At 69.0% G+C, this 20,127-nt stretch carries 17 protein-coding genes and 1 pseudogene; 3 read left to right on the top strand and 15 right to left on the bottom strand.

Annotation, left to right across the window (positions count from 1 at the left end; translation table 11 throughout):
* Positions 1 to 35: 35 nt before the first annotated feature.
* From VME70_15600 to VME70_15580, 5 genes are all read right to left on the bottom strand, one after another.
* A complete protein-coding gene (locus VME70_15600) occupies positions 36 to 1,724 on the bottom strand; it encodes a ribonuclease J (GenBank protein HTW21619.1) in 1,689 nt (562 codons plus the stop codon).
* 10 nt (positions 1,725 to 1,734) lie between these two features.
* Positions 1,735 to 2,622 carry a 4-hydroxy-tetrahydrodipicolinate synthase gene (dapA, locus tag VME70_15595; protein ID HTW21618.1) on the bottom strand — a complete coding sequence of 296 codons (888 nt, stop codon included), beginning with the start codon at positions 2,620 to 2,622 and terminating at the stop codon, positions 1,735 to 1,737.
* Between the two features lie 30 nt (positions 2,623 to 2,652).
* Entirely contained in the window at positions 2,653 to 3,381 is a 729-nt protein-coding gene (gene thyX, locus VME70_15590; GenBank protein ID HTW21617.1) for an FAD-dependent thymidylate synthase, read from the bottom strand.
* Between the two features lie 62 nt (positions 3,382 to 3,443).
* On the bottom strand, positions 3,444 to 4,469 hold the full coding sequence (rsgA, locus tag VME70_15585) for a ribosome small subunit-dependent GTPase A (GenBank protein HTW21616.1): 1,026 nt from the start codon (positions 4,467 to 4,469) through the stop codon (positions 3,444 to 3,446).
* 151 nt (positions 4,470 to 4,620) lie between these two features.
* Positions 4,621 to 4,965: a metallopeptidase family protein gene (locus VME70_15580; protein ID HTW21615.1), complete on the bottom strand. Its 345-nt coding sequence runs from the start codon at positions 4,963 to 4,965 to the stop codon at positions 4,621 to 4,623.
* A 144-nt stretch (positions 4,966 to 5,109) separates the two neighbouring features.
* Between VME70_15580 and VME70_15575 the strand changes: the two are divergent.
* A pseudogene (locus tag VME70_15575) lies at positions 5,110 to 6,415 on the top strand (IS1380 family transposase).
* Positions 6,416 to 6,596: 181 nt separating this feature from the next.
* Here the strand turns inward: VME70_15575 and VME70_15570 are convergent.
* Both VME70_15570 and VME70_15565 read right to left on the bottom strand, forming a co-directional pair.
* On the bottom strand, positions 6,597 to 9,383 hold the full coding sequence (locus VME70_15570; protein ID HTW21614.1) for a glycosyl hydrolase: 2,787 nt from the start codon (positions 9,381 to 9,383) through the stop codon (positions 6,597 to 6,599).
* A gap of 529 nt (positions 9,384 to 9,912) precedes the next feature.
* Positions 9,913 to 10,284, bottom strand: a complete 372-nt coding sequence (locus VME70_15565) for a VOC family protein (GenBank protein HTW21613.1) — start codon at positions 10,282 to 10,284, stop codon at positions 9,913 to 9,915.
* 126 nt (positions 10,285 to 10,410) lie between these two features.
* Here VME70_15565 and VME70_15560 point away from each other — a divergent pair, with 126 nt between their 5' ends.
* The gene (locus VME70_15560) at positions 10,411 to 10,881 is read left to right on the top strand and encodes a hypothetical protein (protein HTW21612.1); all 471 of its coding nucleotides are present in this window, start codon (positions 10,411 to 10,413) and stop codon (positions 10,879 to 10,881) included.
* A 6-nt stretch (positions 10,882 to 10,887) separates the two neighbouring features.
* Here VME70_15560 and VME70_15555 read toward each other — a convergent pair whose 3' ends face one another.
* Together VME70_15555 and VME70_15550 are read right to left on the bottom strand one after the other, a co-directional pair.
* Positions 10,888 to 11,601, bottom strand: a complete 714-nt coding sequence (locus tag VME70_15555; GenBank protein HTW21611.1) for a DinB family protein — start codon at positions 11,599 to 11,601, stop codon at positions 10,888 to 10,890.
* 137 nt (positions 11,602 to 11,738) lie between these two features.
* Positions 11,739 to 12,185 (bottom strand): GNAT family N-acetyltransferase, encoded by a 447-nt coding sequence (locus VME70_15550; protein HTW21610.1) that lies wholly within the window; start codon positions 12,183 to 12,185, stop codon positions 11,739 to 11,741.
* Positions 12,186 to 12,430: 245 nt separating this feature from the next.
* Here VME70_15550 and VME70_15545 point away from each other — a divergent pair, with 245 nt between their 5' ends.
* Positions 12,431 to 13,594: an aminotransferase class V-fold PLP-dependent enzyme gene (locus VME70_15545; protein HTW21609.1), complete on the top strand. Its 1,164-nt coding sequence runs from the start codon at positions 12,431 to 12,433 to the stop codon at positions 13,592 to 13,594.
* Here VME70_15545 and dapB read toward each other — a convergent pair.
* The 6 genes from dapB to truB all read right to left on the bottom strand — a co-directional run bounded on the left by dapB (position 13,556) and on the right by truB (position 20,094).
* A complete protein-coding gene (gene dapB / locus VME70_15540; GenBank protein ID HTW21608.1) occupies positions 13,556 to 14,284 on the bottom strand; it encodes a 4-hydroxy-tetrahydrodipicolinate reductase in 729 nt (242 codons plus the stop codon). The genes VME70_15545 and dapB overlap by 39 nt on opposite strands.
* Positions 14,285 to 14,292: 8 nt before the next feature.
* Entirely contained in the window at positions 14,293 to 15,642 is a 1,350-nt protein-coding gene (locus tag VME70_15535; GenBank protein ID HTW21607.1) for a pitrilysin family protein, read from the bottom strand.
* 1 nt (position 15,643) lies between these two features.
* The gene (locus VME70_15530; GenBank protein HTW21606.1) at positions 15,644 to 17,866 is read right to left on the bottom strand and encodes a polyribonucleotide nucleotidyltransferase; all 2,223 of its coding nucleotides are present in this window, start codon (positions 17,864 to 17,866) and stop codon (positions 15,644 to 15,646) included.
* Between the two features lie 136 nt (positions 17,867 to 18,002).
* On the bottom strand, positions 18,003 to 18,272 hold the full coding sequence (rpsO, locus tag VME70_15525) for a 30S ribosomal protein S15 (protein HTW21605.1): 270 nt from the start codon (positions 18,270 to 18,272) through the stop codon (positions 18,003 to 18,005).
* A 68-nt stretch (positions 18,273 to 18,340) separates the two neighbouring features.
* The gene (locus VME70_15520) at positions 18,341 to 19,228 is read right to left on the bottom strand and encodes a bifunctional riboflavin kinase/FAD synthetase (GenBank protein ID HTW21604.1); all 888 of its coding nucleotides are present in this window, start codon (positions 19,226 to 19,228) and stop codon (positions 18,341 to 18,343) included.
* Positions 19,225 to 20,094: a tRNA pseudouridine(55) synthase TruB gene (gene truB / locus VME70_15515; protein ID HTW21603.1), complete on the bottom strand. Its 870-nt coding sequence runs from the start codon at positions 20,092 to 20,094 to the stop codon at positions 19,225 to 19,227. The genes VME70_15520 and truB overlap by 4 nt, the downstream gene beginning before the upstream one ends.
* Positions 20,095 to 20,127 lie beyond the last annotated feature (33 nt).

Genomic DNA, 20,127 nt, shown 5'->3' with positions numbered 1-20,127 from the left:
CCGCCTGTCACACCCGTCACACGAGCCACGCGGGCTCAGACTTCGATGACCACCGGGATGATCATCGGGCGCCGCCCGTAGGTGTCACTGACCCACTTGCCGATCACCCGGCGGACCCGCTGGCGCAGGTCGTGCGGCTCGCTGATCCCTTCCACGGCGGCCTCCCTGATGGCCTCCTCGACCAACGGGACCACGGCGCTGAACGCGGAGGTGTCCTCGGAGAAGCCGCGAGCGAGGATCTCCGGGCCGGCGGTGAGCTTGCCGGTCACCGAGTCGACCACCACGACAACGGTCACGAAGCCGCCGCCGCCGAGGATCAGCCGGTCCTTGAGCTGCTGCTCACCGACATCGCCCACCGCGAGACCGTCGACGTACACGTAGCCGGCGGGGATCGCGCCCACGATCGACGCCCGGCCGTCGACCAGGTCGACCACGACGCCGTCGTCGGCGAGCACCACGTTGCGTCGCGGCACCCCGGTCTGCACCGCGAGCTCAGCGTGCGCACGAAGATGCCGCCATTCCCCGTGGATCGGCATCACGTTGGACGGCCTGGTCATGTTGAGCACGAACAACAGCTCGCCGGCGGGCGCGTGGCCGGAGACGTGCACCAGCGCGGTCTCCTTGTGCACCACGTGGGCGCCGAGCCGGTTCAGCCCGTTGATCACCCGGAAGACCGCGCTCTCGTTCCCGGGGACCAGTGAGGAGGCGAGCACGACAGTGTCTCCCGGCTCGACCCGCACCTGTTGGTGGGCGCGGTTGGCCATCCGCGACAGGGCGGACATCGGCTCGCCCTGCGATCCGGTCGAGATCAGAACGACCTGTTCGGGCGGCAGGGCGTCGACGTCGTTCATGTCGATCATCAGCCCGGACGGAATGCGCAGGTAGCCAAGATCCCGGGCGATCCCCATGTTGCGCACCATCGACCGGCCGATGAAGGCAACCCGCCGATGGTGCGAGTGGGCCGCGTCGAGCACCTGCTGCACGCGATGCACGTGCGAGGCGAAGCACGCGACGATAATCCGGCGGCCGGCCGTCCGGAACACGTCGTCGAGCACCGGGCCGATCAGCCGTTCCGACGTCACGAAGCCCGGGACCTCGGCGTTGGTCGAGTCGCTCATCAACAGGTCGACGCCTTCGCGCCCGAGCCTCGCCCACCCACCGAGGTCGGTGATCCGCCCGTCGAGCGGAAGCTGGTCCATCTTGAAGTCGCCGGTGTGCAGGACGGTGCCGGCCGCCGTACGGATCGCCACGCCGAGGGCGTCGGGGATGGAGTGGTTGACCGCGAAGAACTCGCAGGCGAACGGGCCGAGCTGCTCGGTCTGGCCCTCGCGGACCTCGAGGGTGAGCGGTGTTATCCGGTGCTCGGCCAGCTTGCCCTCGACCAGCGCGAGCGTGAGCCGGGACCCGACCAGCGGGACGTCGGGCTTCTCCCGCAGCAGGTACGGGACCGCGCCGATGTGGTCCTCGTGGCCGTGGGTGAGCACCACCGCATCGATGTCGTCCCAGCGGTCTTGCAGGTAGGTGAAGTCCGGAAGGATCAGGTCGACGCCGGGCTGTTCGGTCTCCGGGAACAGCACGCCGCAGTCCACGATGAGCAGCCGGCCGCGGTGCTCGAACACCGTCATGTTGCGACCGATCTCGCCGATGCCGCCCAGCGGAACGATCCGTAGGCCGCCGTCGCTCAGAGGTGGTGGCGCCCCGAGCTCGGGGTGCGGATGGCTCACGCCGATCGGCTCACAGGGCTAGCCCGGCCGCATCCAGGTCGGCGCGCAGCACGGCCACGTCCTCGTCGCTCGCCTCGACCAGCGGCAGCCGCACGGTGCGCTGCTTGATCACGCCGAGCAGCTGCGCGGTCGCCTTCGCCGCGATCGCGCCCTGCATGCGGGTCATGATTCCCCGCACCGCGGGGACCAGCTCGCCATTGATCCGTCGGGCGGCCGTGAGGTCGTCCGCATCGACCGCCTCGACCATCTCGCGGTATCGCCCGGCGAAGCCGTGCGCCACCACGCTGACCATCCCGACCGCGCCGAGTGCCAGCAGCGGGAGGTTGAGGGCATCCTCGCCCGAGTAGTACGCGAGGTCGGTCGCCGCCATCACCTGGGCCGAGCCGAACAGGTCGCCCTTCGCATCCTTCACCGCGACGATCCGCGGGTGCTCGGCCAGCCGGATCAGGGTTTCGGTCGCGATCGCGGTGCCGGTGCGGCCCGGGATGTCGTACAGCATCGCGGGCAGCCCGGTCGCGTCGGCCACGGCGGAGAAGTGCTGGACCAGACCTGCTTGCGGGGGCTTGTTGTAGTACGGCGTGACGACCAGGACGCCGGCCGCGCCGGCCTTCTCGGCGTGCTGGGCGGCTTCGACCGTGCGCGCGGTGTCGTAGGTGCCGACACCGGCCACGACGGCGGCATGGTCACCGACCGCCTCGAGCACCGCCCGCAGCAGCGCATCCTTCTCGTCATCGGAGGTGGTCGGCGACTCCCCCGTCGTACCACTCACCACCAGGCCGTCGCAGCCGTGATCGACGAGGTGGCTCGCGAGCGCCTGGGCACCGGCGAGATCGAGGGCGCCGTCGGCCGTGAACGGGGTCACCATCGCGGTGAGCACGCGGCCGAACGGTGCAGTCATGGCTTTCAGGATATCGCCGTCCGGGGTTTCCTAAGGGGCCACGCGACCGTTGGCCTCGAACGCGGCGTGGACGATCGGCATCAGCTCCCGGAAATGGGTCTCCATGCCTTCGGCCACCATCTCGATCTCACGCTGCGGGAAGGACGGGAACTTCGAGTCTTCCCGCTTGGTCCGCAACGCGAGGAAGTGCATGAGCGAGCGAGCGTTGCAGGTGGCATACATCGACGAGTACGTCGCGACCGGAAGGACTCCCCTGGCGACCTCGCGGGCAACCCCGGCGTCGAGCATCTCGAGGTATGCGCGATAGGCAAGCCGGCAGGCGTCCTCGGTCGCCTCCACGACGATCTTGTGCTGCTCGGCGCTGCCCTCGACGAAGACGTAGTGACCGGGCTTGCCCTCCTGGACCAGCTTGCGCTCGGGGCCCGGCACGTAGAAGACCGGCTCCAGCTTGCGGTAGCGCGCACTCTCCTCGTTGTAGCTCCAGCCGACCCGGTGCCGCATGAACTCGCGGAAGACGAAGATCGGTGCGCTCACCAGGAAGGTCATCGAGTTGTGCTCGAACGGCGTGCCGTGCCGGTCCCGCATGAGGAACCGGATCAGCCCGGCGTTGCGCTCCGGATCCTGCTCGCGAGCCTCGATCGACGCCTCACCGGCGGTCGAGACGCGCGCCGCCCAGACAACGTCGGAGTCGCTCGCCGAGGCCTTGACCAGGTCGACGGAGATGTCGGAACGGAACTGGATCGGCGCATCGTCAGGCATCCGCCGACGCTACCGCCGCCCCCTGACAATCGAGGGAGCGACAGACCGTCGGAGCTGGATTCTCACGGCCGGATCCGCCCGGACCGTCGTACCTCGGCGGAGAGCAACCGCCAGGCCCGTTGCCGTTCCTTGCGCAGCCGGGCGTCGTTGCGGCTCGCGATCCACTCCGCCTCCCGGCCGAGCTTGCGCCAGCTGTCCAACCGGCGTTGCGGGAGCCGGCCGTCCTCGACCGCTGCGAGCACCTCGCACCCGGGTTCGCTGACGTGGGCGCAGTCGGAGAACCGGCACCTGTCCGCCAGCTCGCCGATCTCCGGGAAGGTCTGGTCGATCCCCTCGTCGCTGGTCCACATCCCGACCCCGCGCAGGCCGGGCGTGTCGATCAGGACCCCACCACCGGGTAGCGCGAGCAGCTGCCGGTGGGTCGTCGTGTGCCGCCCCTTGCCGTCGATCCGTACCTCCGTCACGGCCATCTCCTCGATGCCGAGCAATGCGTTGGCGAGGGTGGACTTGCCCGCACCCGACCGGCCGATCAGGCAGAGCGAGCCGCCGGGACGGTCGAGGCAGCGCAGCTTGTCCATCCCCTCGTCCGTGACCGCGCTGACCGCGAGCACCGCACACCCGGGTGCGGAGGCGGTCAGGTCGTCGACGACGGCGTAGGGATCGTGGGACAGGTCGATCTTGGTGAGGACGACGACCGGTGTGGCGCCGCTCTCCCAAGCGAGCGCAATCAAGCGCTCGACCATGCCCGGCCGAGGCGACGGAACGGCAGGTACGGCGATGAGGACATGGTCGATGTTGGCCACGAGCGCCTGGCCGGCGGAACGACCGGACGCGTCGGCGCGAACGATGGCGGTGCGGCGCGGCAGCACCGCGGCGATCTCCCCGTCCGCAACGGCGGCCCAGTCACCGACGGTGACGTCGGGCGCGCGGTGGGTGATGTCCGCGCGCAGCTCGCCGGCCTCGGCGACGAGGTCGGCCGCGCCGCGGTCGACCCGCGTGACACGGGCCGGCGTATGGGTGGTGAGGTACGGCAGAAACTCAGAAGCGAACTGCTCGTCCCAGCCGAGGGACGACAGAGGTCCGGTCAACGGAAAGCCTTTCGGAGACGGAGGGTTTCGGGCATGCGCAAGCCAGGGCAGGCATCGAATCCACCTCCACTCGTCGGCTTCTGGGTCGGACGTCATGACGGTAGACGGTGCACGCCTCGCCGTCATCCGAGTTTTCGATCACACCCCGCGGTCAGTAGGCGCCGAGCTCGTGCAACCGCTCGTCGCTGATGCCGAAGTGGTGTGCCACTTCGTGGATGACGGTGACGCGTACCTGCCGCACGACCTCATCGAGGGTGTTGCAGTGCCGCAGGATCGGCAGCCGGTAGATCGTGATCTGGTCGGGTAGCACCCCGGCGTACGCCGACGTGCGCTGGGTCAACGGGATGCCGTGGTAGAGCCCGAGCAGGTTGGGCGAGGCCCCCATGTCCTCGACGGCGACTGCGACGTTGCGCATCATTCTGCGCAGCTGCGGCGGGATGCTGTCGAGCGCGGCTTCGACCAACCGGCCGAAGGTGTCCTCGTCGACGTCGATCAAGGTGCCAGTGCAGCACACCTAGCCTCGCCACTTCGTGATCTTGTGCTGCGACACGGGTCGTAGGAGCACGGAAGTGCCTGTCCCGCTTGGGAAACTTGGGCTTGTCGAAGGTCCAAGAACACCGAGCGGGAAGGCACTCCGTGGGTGAAGAGTAACCGGCGGGCGAAGCGGGTTCAGGTAGTCGTGGGCGGCGAGCCGCTGGTGTCGTCGGCGGGAGCGTCGCTGCTGGTCGAGACGGCCAGGTCGGTCGGTTTGGAACGGGGGCTGTCGGCGGCGCTGCGTCCGTGGCGTCGGCTGCGGGCGAGCATGATCCGGGCAAGGTCGTGCTCGACGTGGTGCTCGCGATCGCGCTCGGTGGCGACTGCGTGGCCGATCTGGGCCGTCGTCCGGGCGCAGCCGGACCTGTTCGGCGCGGTCGCGTCTGACCCGACGGTGTCGCGGCTGATCGACACGCTTGCCGGCGACGCCGAAGCGGCGGTGGCCGCGATCCGTCAGGCGGGGGCGGTTGCTCGCGCGGCCGGGTGGCGGCACCGGTCACCGGTCAGCAGTGACGGCCCGGTGACGGTGGATCTGCGCGACGATCGTGTTGGCGCACTCGGAGAAGGAGGGCGACGCCGACGTTCAAGCGCACGTTCGGCTTCCACCCGCTGCTGGCGTTCGTCGACCACGGCCGCGACGGGACTGGTGAGCCGCTGAGCGCGCTGCTGCGTGAGGGGCGGGCCACCGCGAACGACGCAACCGACCAGATCGCCGTGCTGGACTCAGCGCTCGCTCAGCTCCCCGTCGAGGTCCGGGACCGCGTATTGGTGCGGGGCGATACCGGCTCGGGGGTGCACGCGTTCGTCGAGCACGTCGCCGCCCTCGGCCTGCAGTTTTCTGTCGGGGCCTACGTTCACGACGCGCTCGCCGACACCGTGCTGTCCCTGCCGGAGCAGTGCTGGCGCCACGCGACCGACGTCGACAGCGACCCGCGCGAAGGTGCTCACGTCGCAGAACTGACCCGGTGGCTGCCAGCGGCGCGCAACCCGTGGCCGGCCGGCACGCGGATCATCGCCCGGCGCGAGGTGCCACATCCTGGCGCGCAGCTACGGCTGACCGATGTCGAAGGTCGGCGGATCACGATGTTCGCGACCAACACCCGCGGCGGGCGGATCGCCGACCTCGAGCTGCGGCACCGGATGCGCGCCCGCGCCGAAGACCGGATTCACGGCCTCAAAGACTGCGGGCTGCGCAACTTCCCGCTGCACGAGTTCACCAAGAACACGATCTGGCTCGAGCTCGTCCAGCTCGCCGCGGAGCTGCTCACCTGGACCCAGACCCTCGCCTTCACCGGCAGCATCGCCAAGTTCTGGGAACCCAAACGCCTGCGGCTTCGCCTGCTGCACGTCGCCGCCGCATCGTCACCACCGGCCGACGCGAATGGCTGCGACTCCCGCGCGGCTGGCCCTGACGCGAACTCATCATCACCGGCCACGCACGACTTCACGCCCTCAGCTGACCAACAGCCCCAGCCGCTCAGCAGCACCGGACAAGCGACGCGACGAACGTCGCGGATCGGCCATGTCCACACAGTCCAATCAGACAGACTCCAGAGTCAGCCGCGGCGACACCAAGATCGTGAGAGATCGAGGCTAACTGATCACCGGACCGAGCCAGCCGGCTGTGCCGTACGCGAGGTCGTCGAGCCCGATCGTCGTGCCCAGCCCGCTCGCCGAACTGCCGAGCGCGCCGACCGTCGTTCCCGCGACCGACGTACCCGTGTTGATTCCGGTCTCAACCTGGGTCTCGATCGGGGTGGTGGCGTCGCCGGCGTACATCCGCAGCTCGAACGTCCCACTCGCGGCGGAGCTCAGATGCCACTCGAGCCGGACCCACTGGTTCAGCGGGAGCGGCTGCGTCAACCGCGGGAGCGACATACCGGTCGCGGTCACGATGCTGAGGTATCCGGCCGAGGTGAGGTTCACCTGCGCGTCGCGGTTGGATGCCGCGTCGGTCAACCTCATGATCGGCACCGACACCTTCGGGTCGGCGGAAAACTTGACATACGCACGCCCGTAGACAGACGTCGCCGGCGTGATCGACGTGCTGTTCCAGCCGAGGTAGCACAAGCCGGTGGCTGGTGACAGAAGGGCCGAGTCGCGCCCGTGTGCCGCACTCACAGTGCTGTAGGTGACCGAGCCGGCGGTGCACTTGTCCTGGTTGAACGCGTTGCCCGCCGCACCCCCGGAGTTCTGCGTGGTGATCGCCGTGCCGTTGGCCTGACCTTCGAACCCGTTGGCGAGCAGCGCGGCGTACGGCGTTGCGGCAGTCGCGACCGCCGATGCCGTTCCCATCCCGCCGGAGTTGCGGGCGAGCACCTCGTACCAGTACGTCGTGCCGGGAGCGGCCGAGACATCGCTGTACGACGGCGCGGTCACGGACATCGCCAGTGGGCTGAAACCGGAGGCCGCGGAGGTCGACGACCGCTCGACCTCGTACGAGCTCGCGTTCGCCATGGCGTTCCACGCCAGGTTCACCTGGGTGGACGACGCCGGCGCTGCGGTGAGGCCCGTGACCTGGCCAGGCGCGACCTGCGGGGTAGTGACCGTCTGGGTCGCGGAGAAGGCACCTTGCCCGGCCGCGCCGACGGCGGCAACGCGGTAGTCGTAGCTGGTGAGCTGGCTGACCGAGGTGTCTCTGTAGCTCGTGGCGCTCGCGTTCGCTGCCAGCACGGACCAGCTACCCGCACCGGCTGGGGACCGCTCGACCGAATAGGCCGCCGCGCCGCTTGCGGCACTCCAACTGAGGTCGACCTCGCCGGGCGAGACGGCGGTAGCCGACAGCCCGGTGACCTGAGCGGGCAGTGTAGTGCCGGTGGCCGGACCGGACGGCACGCCATCGCCGGCGGAGTCGACCGGGACGACCTCGTAGTCGGCGGACGCGCCAGGAGTCAGCCCGGTGTCGGCGAAGGAGGTACCCGAGGCGGTACCGAGATCCGTGGGGAACGTGCCTGCGCCGACCGCGCCCTTGCGGATGTCGTATGACGTCGCGCCCGTCGCGGCCCCCCATCTCAGGTCGACCTCGGATGCACCGTTGGTCGCAGCCGTGAGTGTTCCCGGCTGGCCCGGGAGCAAGGTGATCGACGAGGACGACGAGGGCGCACTGCTGCCGGATGCGTTGGTCGCGAGCACGCGGTAGTCCTCGCTACTGCCCGGGGTCATGCCAGTGTCGCTGTACGACGTACCCGTTACCGGCTCGCCCACGTTGCTGAACGCGTTTGCGCCGGACACCGACCGCTGTACCTGGTAGGCGGTCGCACCTTGCACCCCGGTCCAGCTGACCGTCGCCGCAGTCGGCGACGTGCTGGTCACTGTCGGTGCAGTAGGCGCGGCCGGCGGCGGGGTGCCGAGGACGGCTGACGACAGCCCGACCTGAGCGAAGGCAGCGAGCTCACCGGGCTGGGTGAGGTAGGTGTCGCAGTTCCCGCTGGAGTCGTCCCACTCGAGCATGCCCTTGATGTTGGGATGAGCGGTGATGGCCGCGGTCAGCTGGCCGTACCAGTAGGCCGCTGCCGTGCTGTCGCTCGGGTTCGGCACGGTGCCGTACTCGGGGAGGATGAACGGCTTGTCCCCGTAGCCGTTTGCCTCGAGCCACTGATACATCGGGTCGATCGTCTGCTGCGGCGTCTTCCATGCGCCGCTTGCGCTCTGGCAGTTGTAGAAGTTGTAGGGGTCGTAGCCGATCCAGTCGACGTAGGAGTTGCCCGGGTAGAGGCTGTTGAACAGCGACTCGTGCCCCGTGTAACCGGTCGGCGTCCAGACCCAGATCACGTTCGTAACGCCCTGGGCGGCGAACACGTCGTGTATGTGCCGGTACGCCGCGACATAGTCGGCGGCGGTGCCCGAGGTCCCGACGCGGGAGTCCATCTCGGAGTCGAAGGTCAGCATGATCGGCTGGCCGAATGCCTTGATCGACTGCGCCTCCGGAATGATCACCGAGCTGTCGTAGTCCCCGTCGGCGATCGCCGACCATTGGATCTGCTGGTTGGTCGAGTAGATTCGTGACGCCCAATCCTCGAAGATGATGTGTCCTGATGCGGCGAGGGCCTTCTCGTAGGAGTCCGGCATTGTGCCCGAAATGGCCGTAGCCGGCCCGGAGAAGTCGTGGTAGTGGTACACGATGTCGAACGTCCGGCCCACCTGGGACTCGAGGTCGGTGACGGCGGTCGTCAGCGTCTGACCGGATGCGGGTGGGGTGTAAGCGCCCCACAGGATGCCGCAGCTCGGCACGTCCAGGCTCGACAGCGTGCATGCATTGGCCGGCAGGGTGCTGGCACCCGCGGCGGTGGGAAGCAAGAACGCGATCAGCGTCGTCAACACGCCGATGACGAGCACGACCGATGCCCGTGCGGTCGCAGTGGAAGTCCGTCGCGAGAACATCTGTGGGCTCCGATGACTAGTCGTTTTTGACTGACGACTAGTGAGTCGACGACGCGGGAATGCCCAAGCAGATGCAAACGCAAGGCCCACAGGGCCTAGCCCAAACAGGTGACCCGTGCGATGGTCGGGGTCAGTTTTCGTGTTATCAACGTTGGCTCGGTGACGACCGAGCCAACAACTCGACACAATGTGGCGAGGTCTCGACGCCTGCGGTGATTACAAGGACGTCGTTAAGTCAAAAAACCGGCAGTCCCGGACAGAGCCCGCACCCCCATCACGCTGGGCAACGCCGATCAGCTATCTGATCCGCGGGAGTTAATGAGTCCGGTTCACAGCTCGTGGCAAGCGATGCTTGCTGACCACGAATCCCTGTCGTCCAGTTCTTCCTCGGTAGGTGCCGCCGGCAGTGCAGAGACCGCCGCGGACTCCCTCCTGCCAACAGCGTTACCACGCCGGTATCGCGGAGCGCCACGAAGCCCAGAACCCTTTCGGCGTTGCGCAAAACGGCGTTCGTGGACCCCGACGCGAATCAGTCCGGGATCATCGTCGTGAGGCAGAACGGATGACCGGCCGGGTCGATGAGGACGCGGAAGCGATCCGGTGCGGGCTGGGTGGCCGCCTTGCGCGCGCCGAGCGCGAGCGCCTTCTGCTCGGCCGGCTCGAGCTCCTTGACGGCCAGCTCGAGATGCATCTGCTTGGGGACGTCGCCGGTCGGCCAGTCCGGCGGCCGGTGGTCGTCGATGCGGAACGTGGTCAGGTAGATCCCGGCGCCGCTCAGCGCCACGAAGTCGGGGGTGTCCCAGACCCGCTCGAGCTCGAGAAAGTCCTGGTAGAACCGGGCCAGCTGGTCGGGATCCGACGAGTCGAGGGAGATGCCACCGAGGCGCGCGAGTGCGGTCATGCCGCTAGTGCAACACACCCCGCCGACGGCGGGCCACGCACGGCCTGCAGAGCGACCGGGCCCAACGGCGACGCTGACGAAAACGGACGGACGCGGTTACGATCCCGCGCCGAAAGGAGGTGCGCGATGAATCCGGTTTTGGCGGACTTCCTCGAGCGCATCGGGTGGACGTCCGGACAGGTCTTCATCTCGGTCTTGCTGGCCGGTACGGCGGGGGCCGCGGTCGTCGGGCTGCCGTGGAAGCTGGCGGCGGTGATGGCGGTCAGCGCCGCGGTCGCGACGATCGTGACCACGGCTGTGCAGTATCTGGCGAAGCAGACCGACCTGCCGTTCTGGCAGGACATCCTTGTGCGGGCAGTGAAGACCTTCATCGCCTCACTCGCGGGATCGATTGCAGCGGCGCACCCGTTCAATGTGGTGACCTTCCACTGGTCCGACGCCTTCAACGTCGCGGCAGTCGCCGTGCTCGGGTCGCTCGGCAAGGGCCTGCTCGCGAAGGGCGATGCCGGCGTACCGGCCGGCGCCGCGCCCGCACCCGCAGCAGTGAACCCGTCGACGTTGTCCGTGCCCACCTACCGGGCGGCCATCGTCCGGTAGGCAGCCTTAAGCCGAAGCCTCGACGAGGTCGAGATCGCGAACACAGAAGCCGTGGTGTGCCCACTCCTCGTTGAGCACCGTGCCGAGGCACTGGCGCGTCGAGCGTCCGCGTGCATACGGCGGCCAGCCGTCGCCGTCCGGAATCGGCGCGGGCGCCGCGAGCTGCTCGGGAGTCACCGCGCTCAGCCACTCGTCGAGCTCCGCCGCCTGCTCGGCGCGCACCGCGACCACCTCGTCAAGGCTGGGCGCGGCCGACAGGTCAAGCCCTTGCTGCTCCCGGTCGGGCACGTAGTCGGGCGCGAGCCCTATCGGCGTGAACAGCGCGGTCGACCCGAGAACGCACCGGCGGAACCACGAGTCGTGCACGAACACCAGGTGGCGAAGGGTCTGCACGGCCGACCACTCGCCGTTCACCATGCGATGCTCCACACCCGGCGAGGTCCGTAGCCGGGCGATGGTCGCCGTCCAGTCGGCTTGCAGTTGTCGCCATCCTTCGCGCAGCTCGCTCGGAGCGTCCGAGCGGATCAATATCCGCACCGGATAGCGACGGTCGAGCTCGGCCTCGACGTACGCCGTCACCTCGACGCCGTTGACGACAAGGTTGGTGATCAGCCCGTCGATCTCCGCGTCCTGCATGACGACGCCGATGAACCGCGACCGATCGAGCATGCACTCGCGGAACTCCGCGGCACTGAGGTCCTCGTCGACGAAGCGCTTCATGCCGTCAGGCTACGCAGCACCCCTGACACCATCGGCGCCACCGGCCGCGCCGCTCGCTGTGTGAACGGCTACGTACCGCCCGCGGTATCTACGCGTGCACAAACCCACCGGCTCCCGCGCTCGGCCGATGTAGCCGGCTAGAGCTGCTTGCGCATCTGGAGGGAGGTGGTGTCGTATCCCGAGGACTCGTAGAGCGCGCGAGCCGTAGTGTTCGGGCCGAAGACGTTGAGGCCGAGTGTCCTAGCGCCGGCATCCCTTGCCGCATCCTCGGCAGCGGCGAGCAGTGCCCGGCCGTAGCCGGATCCGCGAAAGCCTTCGAACACCTCGATGTCATAGATCCATGCGCCTTGTTGATCCGGGCGAACCAACCCGATCCACACCAGCCCGACGGTCTCGCCCGACTCGTTCTGAGCGGTGAGCAACAGATGGTTCGCGCTGTTGACGCCGTCGGGCAGAAGCTTGACGGTTTCGGCGCGCGCCCGCGCCACGGCTTCGTCCGCCGACCAGTTGCCGGCCTCGACATGGTGCTGGGCGTACGACTCGGTGAGCCTCGCCATCCAGCTTTCATAGAACTCCGCCGTCATGGGACTCGTCGTCAGCTTCTGCAACAGCTCAACTCCAACCTCGTCATCGGTCGCTCACGCCTCTACCGCGCTCCGTCCGGGGAGACGGAAGCCCCGACATCATCGCACCGCCCATCGTTGATGCCGGACCTTGCTGGAGTCAACGCGACCCCAGAGCGCCAGCCGGTCCGCACTCGCAACCGACCGCGGCGCGCCCGGTTGCGCTTAGCCGTAATAGCCGTAGACGACGCTGCGACGATGTCGCCATGAGCACAACCGCGGATTGGCTGCTGGACCCCGACATCGCTTATCTCAACCACGGCGCGTTCGGTGCACTCCCGCGCGCCGTCGGCGAGTACGCCGTCGAGCTGCGGCGCCAGATGGAAGCGAACCCCACCGGCCTGCTGGCCCGCCGGTTGCCAGGACTGCTCGACGACGTACGCGGCCAGGTCGCCGAGCTGCTCCGCGCGGACCCGGATGCGTGCGTCTTCGTCGCCAACGCCACAGCCGGCAGTGCCGCGGTGCTCACCGCCTTGGCGCCGATGCTCGAAGCCGGCGACGAGGTCGTGACAACGGATCATCGGTACGGCGCGGTCGGGATCCAGCTCGAGGCGCTGGCCGCCCGGACCGGAGCACGAATCGTCACCGCGCACGTTCCCCTCGATGCCGCGACGTCGACCGACGTGGTCGCGGCGATCACCGAGCGGTTCACCAGCCGCACCAGGCTTCTCGTAGTCGACTCGATCTCCTCGCCGAGCGGTTTCGTCTTCCCGGTCGAGCAGATCGTCGCCACATCACACGAACGCGGCATCGCGGTGCTGGTGGACGCCGCGCATGCCCCTGGCCAGATCGAGGTCGACCTGCGGGCGCTCGGCGCCGACTTCTGGGTCGGCAACCTGCACAAGTGGATCTGCTCGCCGCGCGCTGCCGCAGTCCTCTGCATCGCGGACCGATGGCGGGCGGACGTTCGCCCGCTGGTGCCGTCGCACGGCTACCCGGCAGGATTCCAGCCGGCATTCGACTGGACCGGCACCCTCGACCCCACTCCGATTCTCGCGGTGCCGGCCGCCCTGGCGTTCTGGTCGGAGTACGGCTGGGAGCGGATGCGAGGCACGCAACGAGCGACCGTCGACGACGGCGCGGCGAGCGTGGCGAAGGCGCTCGGCACGAGCGCACCGGTCGCTGACGAGTTCCGCGCGGCGATGCGCATCATCGAGCTGCCGGTCACGCTCGGCCGCGAAACAGGGTTGCGGCTCGAAGCCAGGCTCAGCAACGACTACCGGGTCGAGGTCCCGATCATGCAGCTGCACAACCGCAGCTGGATCAGGGTGTGCGGGCAGGTCTACAACGACGGCGCCGACTACGACCGACTCGCGGCCGCGTTGCCGGAGCTACTCGAGACCGAGGAGGGTCTCGAGACCGACGGTTAGCCCCGGACGGTCCGCAACCGAGCGGATCGCGAGCAGCACGCCGGGCATGAACGACTCGCGGGTCAGCGAGTCGTGCCGGATCGACAGGGTTTCGCCCGCGCCGCCGAGCAGCACTTCCTGGTGCGCCACGAGCCCGGCGAGCCGGACGGCGTGGATGTGGACTCCGTCGACCTCTGCGCCACGTGCGCCCTCGAGCGACTGCGTAGTGGCGTCCGGAGACGGCTTTCCCTCGCGTGCCGCCGCGACCAGCTCCGCAGTACGCCGAGCCGTGCCGCTCGGGGCGTCGACCTTGTTCGGGTGGTGCAGCTCGACGATCTCCACCGACTCGAAGTACGGCGCCGCTTCGGCCGCGAACCGCATCATCAGAACGGCAGCGATCCCGAAGTTGGGCGCGATGACCACGCTCACCGACGGTGCGGCTCCGAGCAAGCCGCGCACCTCGTCCAGCCGATCCGGCGTGAACCCGGTGGTGCCGACCACGCAGTGCAGGCCCGAGTCGATGCACCAGCGCAGGTTCTCCAACACGGCGTCGGGCGTCGTGAAGTCGACGACGACATCGGCGGCCCGAAGCGGGTCGCGCGACTCTCCCGCATCAATTGCGGCGACCAGGGACAGATCATCCGCGGCCTCGACCGCGCGGCACACCTCGCCGCCCATCCGGCCACGCGAGCCGAGCACACCCACCCGCATGGCATCGATCATGCCGCGAACTCGCCGCTGTCGTCGTCGTACGGCCCGATCACCGCAAGCGCGCCGGGCTGCTCGAGCAGGTCGGCCGCCAGCGCCCGCGTGTCCTCCAGGGACACCGCGTCGATCCGCGCGAGCAGCTCCTCGACGCTCATCAGCTCGCCGTAGACCAGCTCGGCCTTGCCCAGCCGGCTCATCCGTGAGCCGGTGTCCTCGAGTCCGAGCACGAGACCACCGCGCATCTGCCCCTTGCCCCGGTCGAGCTCGACCGCAGTCAGTCCCTCGGCCCCAGCCAGGTCGAGCTGCTCCCGGCACAGGGCGATCACCTGCTTCGCCCGGTCCGGATGGCAGCCCGCGAACACACCGAACAGGCCGGTGTCGGCGTAGTGAGACGTGAACGAGTAGACCGAGTACGCCAGACCGCGCAGCTCGCGCACCTCCTGGAACAACCGCGACGACATCCCGCCCCCGAGCGCGGAGTTCAGCACCCCGAGCGCGAAGCGCCGCTCGTCGTGCCGCGAGACGCCCGGTACGCCGTAAACCAGGTTGGCCTGCTCGGTCGGGCGCCCGCGCACGCCGGTGACCGCAACGAACTCCGGAGCGCGGCGTACGACGCGGGGCGGCGCCGGAGACCTCGAGTCGTCATGCAGGCCGGGCTCGTCCGCCGCTGCCAGCGCCCGCTTGACCAGTCGCACCAGGACCGCGTGGTCGACGTTCCCTGCCGCTGTGATGATCAGCTGGTCGCTGCGGTAGCGCCGTCGGTAGTAACCCGCGATCGAGCTGCGCCGCATGGCTTCGATCGACTCGACCGAGCCGAGCACCGGCCGACCGAGGGGATCCGACGGCCAGACCAGCTCGGCGAACACATCATGGACCGAGTCACCCGGGTCGTCCTCGTGCATGGCGATCTCTTCGAGAATGACGCCGCGCTCGTTGTCCACCTCGCGCGACGTCAGCACCGACGACAGCACCATGTCGCACACGACGTCGACGGCGACCGGAAGGTCGGTGTCGAGCACGCGCGCGTAGTAACAGGTGTACTCCTTGGCGGTGAAGGCGTTGAGCTCGCCGCCGACCTCGTCGAGCGCAGCCGCGATCGCCAGCGCGTCACGCCGCCGCGTGCCCTTGAACAGCAGGTGTTCGAGGTAGTGCGACGCACCCGAGAGGGACGCGGTCTCGTCGCGGGAGCCGACCCCGATCCACACCCCGAACGCGACCGACCGCACCCCGGGAACCGACTCGCTGATCACCCGGATCCCGCCCGGCAGGACGGTACGGCGGACAACCGAACCGTCGCTGCCGGTCAGCAGCGTGCGAGTCGACCCGATCCGCTGGTCGGTGCCGGCGAGGTCGACCGGCACGTCAGGACTGGTCGGCGCCGGCTGGCGCCGGCTCGCTCGCGTCGCCGTCGGCGGCACCCTCTTCGAGCACCGGCACCAGGCTGAGCTTCCCGCGCGGGTCGATCTCGGCGATCTGCACCTGCACCTTGGACCCGACCGGCAGCACGTCGTCGACGTTCTCGACCCGCTTGCCACCGACGATCTTGCGGATCTGCGAGATGTGCAGCAGGCCGTCCTTGCCAGGAGTCAGAGACACGAACGCGCCGAAGGTCGTCGTCTTCACGACCGTGCCGAGATAGCGCTCGCCGACCTCGGGCATCTGCGGCGACACGATCGAGCGCACCGCGCGAAGCGCTGCCTCCGCCTTCTCGCCGTCAACCGCGGCGATGTAGATCGTGCCGTCGTCCTCGACCGTCAGGTCGGCGCCGGTGTCCGCCTGGATCTGGTTGATGATCTTGCCCTTCGGCCCGATGATCTCGCCGATCTTGTCGACCGGGATCTTCTCGGTGATGATCCGCGGCGCGTAGGGCGACATGTCGCCAGGAACGTCGATGGCCTCGGCCATCACGTCGAGGATGGTCATCCGCGCGTCGCGCGCCTGCTGCAGCGCGCCACCGAGGACCGACGCGGGAATCCCGGTCAGCTTGGTGTCGAGCTGGAGCGCGGTCACGAACTCACGGGTGCCGGCGACCTTGAAGTCCATGTCGCCGTACGCATCCTCGGCACCGAGGATGTCGGTCAGCGTGACGAACTCGTCGCCCTCGTTGATCAAGCCCATCGCGATGCCCGCGACCGGCGCCTTGAGCGGAACACCGGCGGCCATCAACGACAGCGTCGACGCACACACCGAGCCCATCGAGGTCGAACCGTTCGAGCCGAGCGCCTCGGAGACCGCACGGATCGCGTACGGGAACTCCTCCTTGCTCGGGAGCACCGGCACCAAAGCCCGCTCGGCGAGCGCACCGTGGCCGATCTCGCGACGCTTCGGCGAACCCACACGACCGGTCTCACCGGTGCTGTACGGCGGGAAGTTGTAGTGGTGCATGTAGCGCTTGCGGGTCTCGGGCGACAGCGTGTCGACCATCTGCTCCATGCGCAGCATGTTCAGCGTGGCGACGTTCAGGATCTGCGTCTCACCGCGTTCGAACAAGCTCGACCCGTGCACCCGCGGCACGACGTCGATCTCCGCGGACAGCGTGCGGATGTCGCGCACTCCGCGGCCGTCGATGCGGACGCCGTCCGCGATCACGCGCTTGCGGACCAACTTCTTGGTGAGGGCCCGGTACGCCGCGCTGATCTCCTTCTCGCGGCCCTCGAACTGCGCGGCCGTGCGCTCCTTCGCGAGCTCCTTGACGCGGTCGAGCTCGGTCTCGCGCTCCTGCTTGTCCGCGATGGTCAGCGCGGCGGCGAGCTCGTCGCTCACCGCAGCGGTGACAGCGTCGAGCGCGTCGTCGGCGTAGTCGAGGAACACCGGGAACTCGCGGGTCGGCTTGGCGGCCTGGTCGGCCAGCTTCTGCTGCGCCTCGCAGATCTGGGCGAGGAACGGCTTGGCCGCCTCGAGGCCCTGGGCGACGACATCCTCGGTCGGCGCCTGCGCACCGCCGGCGACCAGCTCGATCGTGTGCTCGGTCGCCTCGGCCTCGACCATCATGATCGCGACGTCACCACCGTCGGTCACGCGGCCGGCCACGACCATGTCGAACACGGCGCGCTCGAGCTCGGAGTACGACGGGAATGGCACCCACTCGCCGTCGATCAGAGCGACGCGAACCCCAGCCACCGGGCCGGAGAACGGCAGCCCCGCGAGCAGCACGCTGCATGCGGCGCCGTTGATCGCGACGACGTCGTAGAGGTGGTCGGGGTCCAACGCCATGATCGTCGAGACGATCTGGACCTCGTTGCGCAGCCCCTTGGTGAAGCTCGGCCGCAACGGCCGGTCGGTCAGCCGGCAGGTGAGGATTGCATCCTCGCTGGGCCGGCCCTCACGGCGGAAGAACGAGCCGGGGATCTTGCCCGCGGCGTACTGCCGCTCCTCGACGTCGACAGTGAGCGGGAAGAAGTCGAAGGTGTCCTTGGGCGCCTTCGACGCGGTCGTCGCCGACAGGACCATCGTGTCGTCGTCGAGATAGGTGACCACGGAGCCCGCGGCCTGCTGGGCGAGCCGGCCGGTCTCGAACCGGAGCGTGCGCTCGCCAAGTGAGCTCTTGAGTACTGCCTCAGAGCGGAATTCCTCGGTGCCCGTCACGGGCGCCTCCATTCAGGTAGGCGCGCTGCCGTTGAGGCGGACCGGTCATCGATCGAAGCGGTCAGGTGGCACACCTGCCCGCCACTACCGAGGACCGGCACTCGCGGCATCGGCCGGCGCGCGGGTCGGTCCGGCGTTACCGCCGTAGTCCCAGCCTTTCGATCAGGGAGCGGTAGCGCTGGACGTCCTTGCTCTCCAGGTAGCGCAGCAACCGCCGGCGGCGACCGACGAGCTGCAGCAGACCACGCTGGGTGTGGAAGTCGTGCTTGTGCTGCTTCATGTGCTCGGTGAGGTCGGCGATCCGACGGGACAGCAGCGCGACCTGGACTTCCGGGGACCCGGTGTCGCCATCGCCGGTGGCGAAGTCGGTCATGATCTGCTTCTTGGTTGCGGCATCCAGCGGCACGCGGAGATCTCCTGGCACATATCAGCCCGCAGGGTTACACCACAGGGGCAGACGGAAACGAACGCCGCCTAGTGTAGCCGAGAGCGGGCCGTATCGACGTCGGCCGCCATCTGCGATACGAGCGATTCGACGGATTCGAACCGTTCCATCCCCCGGAGCCGGGCGGTGAACTCGACCGTCACGTGCCGGCCGTAGAGGTCGAGATCGTGCCCGACGTCGATCGCGTAGGCCTCCACCCGCCGGTTCTGCCCGTCAAAAGTGGGGTTGGTCCCGACGCTGATCGCCGCCGGCATCCGGTCCCCCGAGAGCCCGGTGAGATGCCCGGCGTAGACCCCGTCCGCGGGGATCGCGATGCCTTCGGCGACGTCCACGTTGGCGGTAGGGAACCCGAGCGCGCGCCCGCGGGCGTCGCCCCGGATGACCGGGCCCTCGACCAGGTGCGCGCGGCCGAGCAGGCCGGCCGCTCCCACCACGTCGCCGGCGGCGACCTGCGCCCTGATCCTGGTCGAGCTGATCGGCTCGCCTTCGGACACCAGGGGCAGCGCATCCACCTCGAGGCCGGAGCGCCGCAGCAGGTCGACGTCACCCTTCGCGCCGTGACCGAACCGGAAGTTCTCCCCCACGACCACTCGCACGGCGCCCAGCTGCCCGACCAGGGTCGTTTCGATGAAGTCCTCGGGGCTCTGCAGCGACATCTCGTGGCTGAACTCGAGGACGAGGACGCGGTCGGCGCCGTAGCGCTCCAGCAGCGCGACCCGCCGTGCCGTGGTCGTCAGCATCATCGGCATCAGCTCGGGTCGCAGGATGGCGACGGGATGCGGGTCGAACGTGACGACGGCAACGTCCGCGTCGGCCGCCCGAGCGGCCTCGTGCGCTCTCGTCAGCACCAGCTGGTGGCCTCGGTGCACGCCGTCGAAGATCCCGATCGGTACGACGGTGCGACGCCCGCCGCTCATGCCGACACCTCGAACACGCACCGCGGCTGGGCAACCCCGTCCCGGTCCTCGACCAGGGCGACGACTCGACCGTCCGGGCCGAACACGCCGGCCGGCGACGCCGGCAGGTCGATCAGCAGACGCTGGCCCTGGCCGATCCGGCGCGCCTGTTCCTCGTCGACCTCGACCTTCGGAAACCCGGCCGCGACCGCAGCCGCGAGCGGGACGACCACGAGGTCGCGCTCGAGCTCTTCGAGCGTCCGCGCGTCGCGGATCGTGAAGCCGCCGACCCGCGTGCGGCGCAGCGCGGTGAGGTGCGCGCCGACACCGAGCGCCGCGCCCAGATCGCGGGCCAGCGCCCGGACGTAGGTCCCGGTCGAGCAGGTCACCCGTACGTCGAGATCGCGGCCTCGGCGAGCGACGAGGTCGAACCGGTCGACCCGGACGCGGCGGGGCGCGAGTGTGAGCTCCTCGCCGGCCCTGGCGCGGCGGTACGCCCGCACGCCGTCGACCTTGATCGCGGACACGGTGCTCGGCACCTGCTCGATCTCTCCGGTCAGCACCGCGAGCGCAGCCGCGATGGCGTCGGTCGCCAGCCGTTCGGCGGCATCACCGCCGGCGTCGGTCACGATCTCGCCGTCGGCATCGTCGGTGGTTGTCGTCGTACCCAAGCGGATCGTCGCGTCGTAGTCCTTGTCGTCCTTCGCGAGATGACCGAGCAGCCGGGTCGCCTGGCCGACGCCGACCACCAGGACACCGGTCGCCATCGGGTCGAGGGTCCCGCCATGGCCGACCCGGCGCGTGCCGGCCAGCCGGCGAACCCGCGCGACGACATCGTGAGAGGTCCAGCCTCCCGGCTTGTCGACGACGACCAGACCGTCAGTCAACGGCTCGGTACGGGTTCGGGTCGCCGGCCGGCC

The sequence above is a fragment of the Mycobacteriales bacterium genome, assembly GCA_035504215.1.
Lineage (GTDB): Bacteria > Actinomycetota > Actinomycetes > JAFAQI01 > JAFAQI01 > DATAUK01.
Note: the sequence above shows the minus strand (reverse complement) of the source record. Positions and strands in the feature narration are given on the sequence as shown.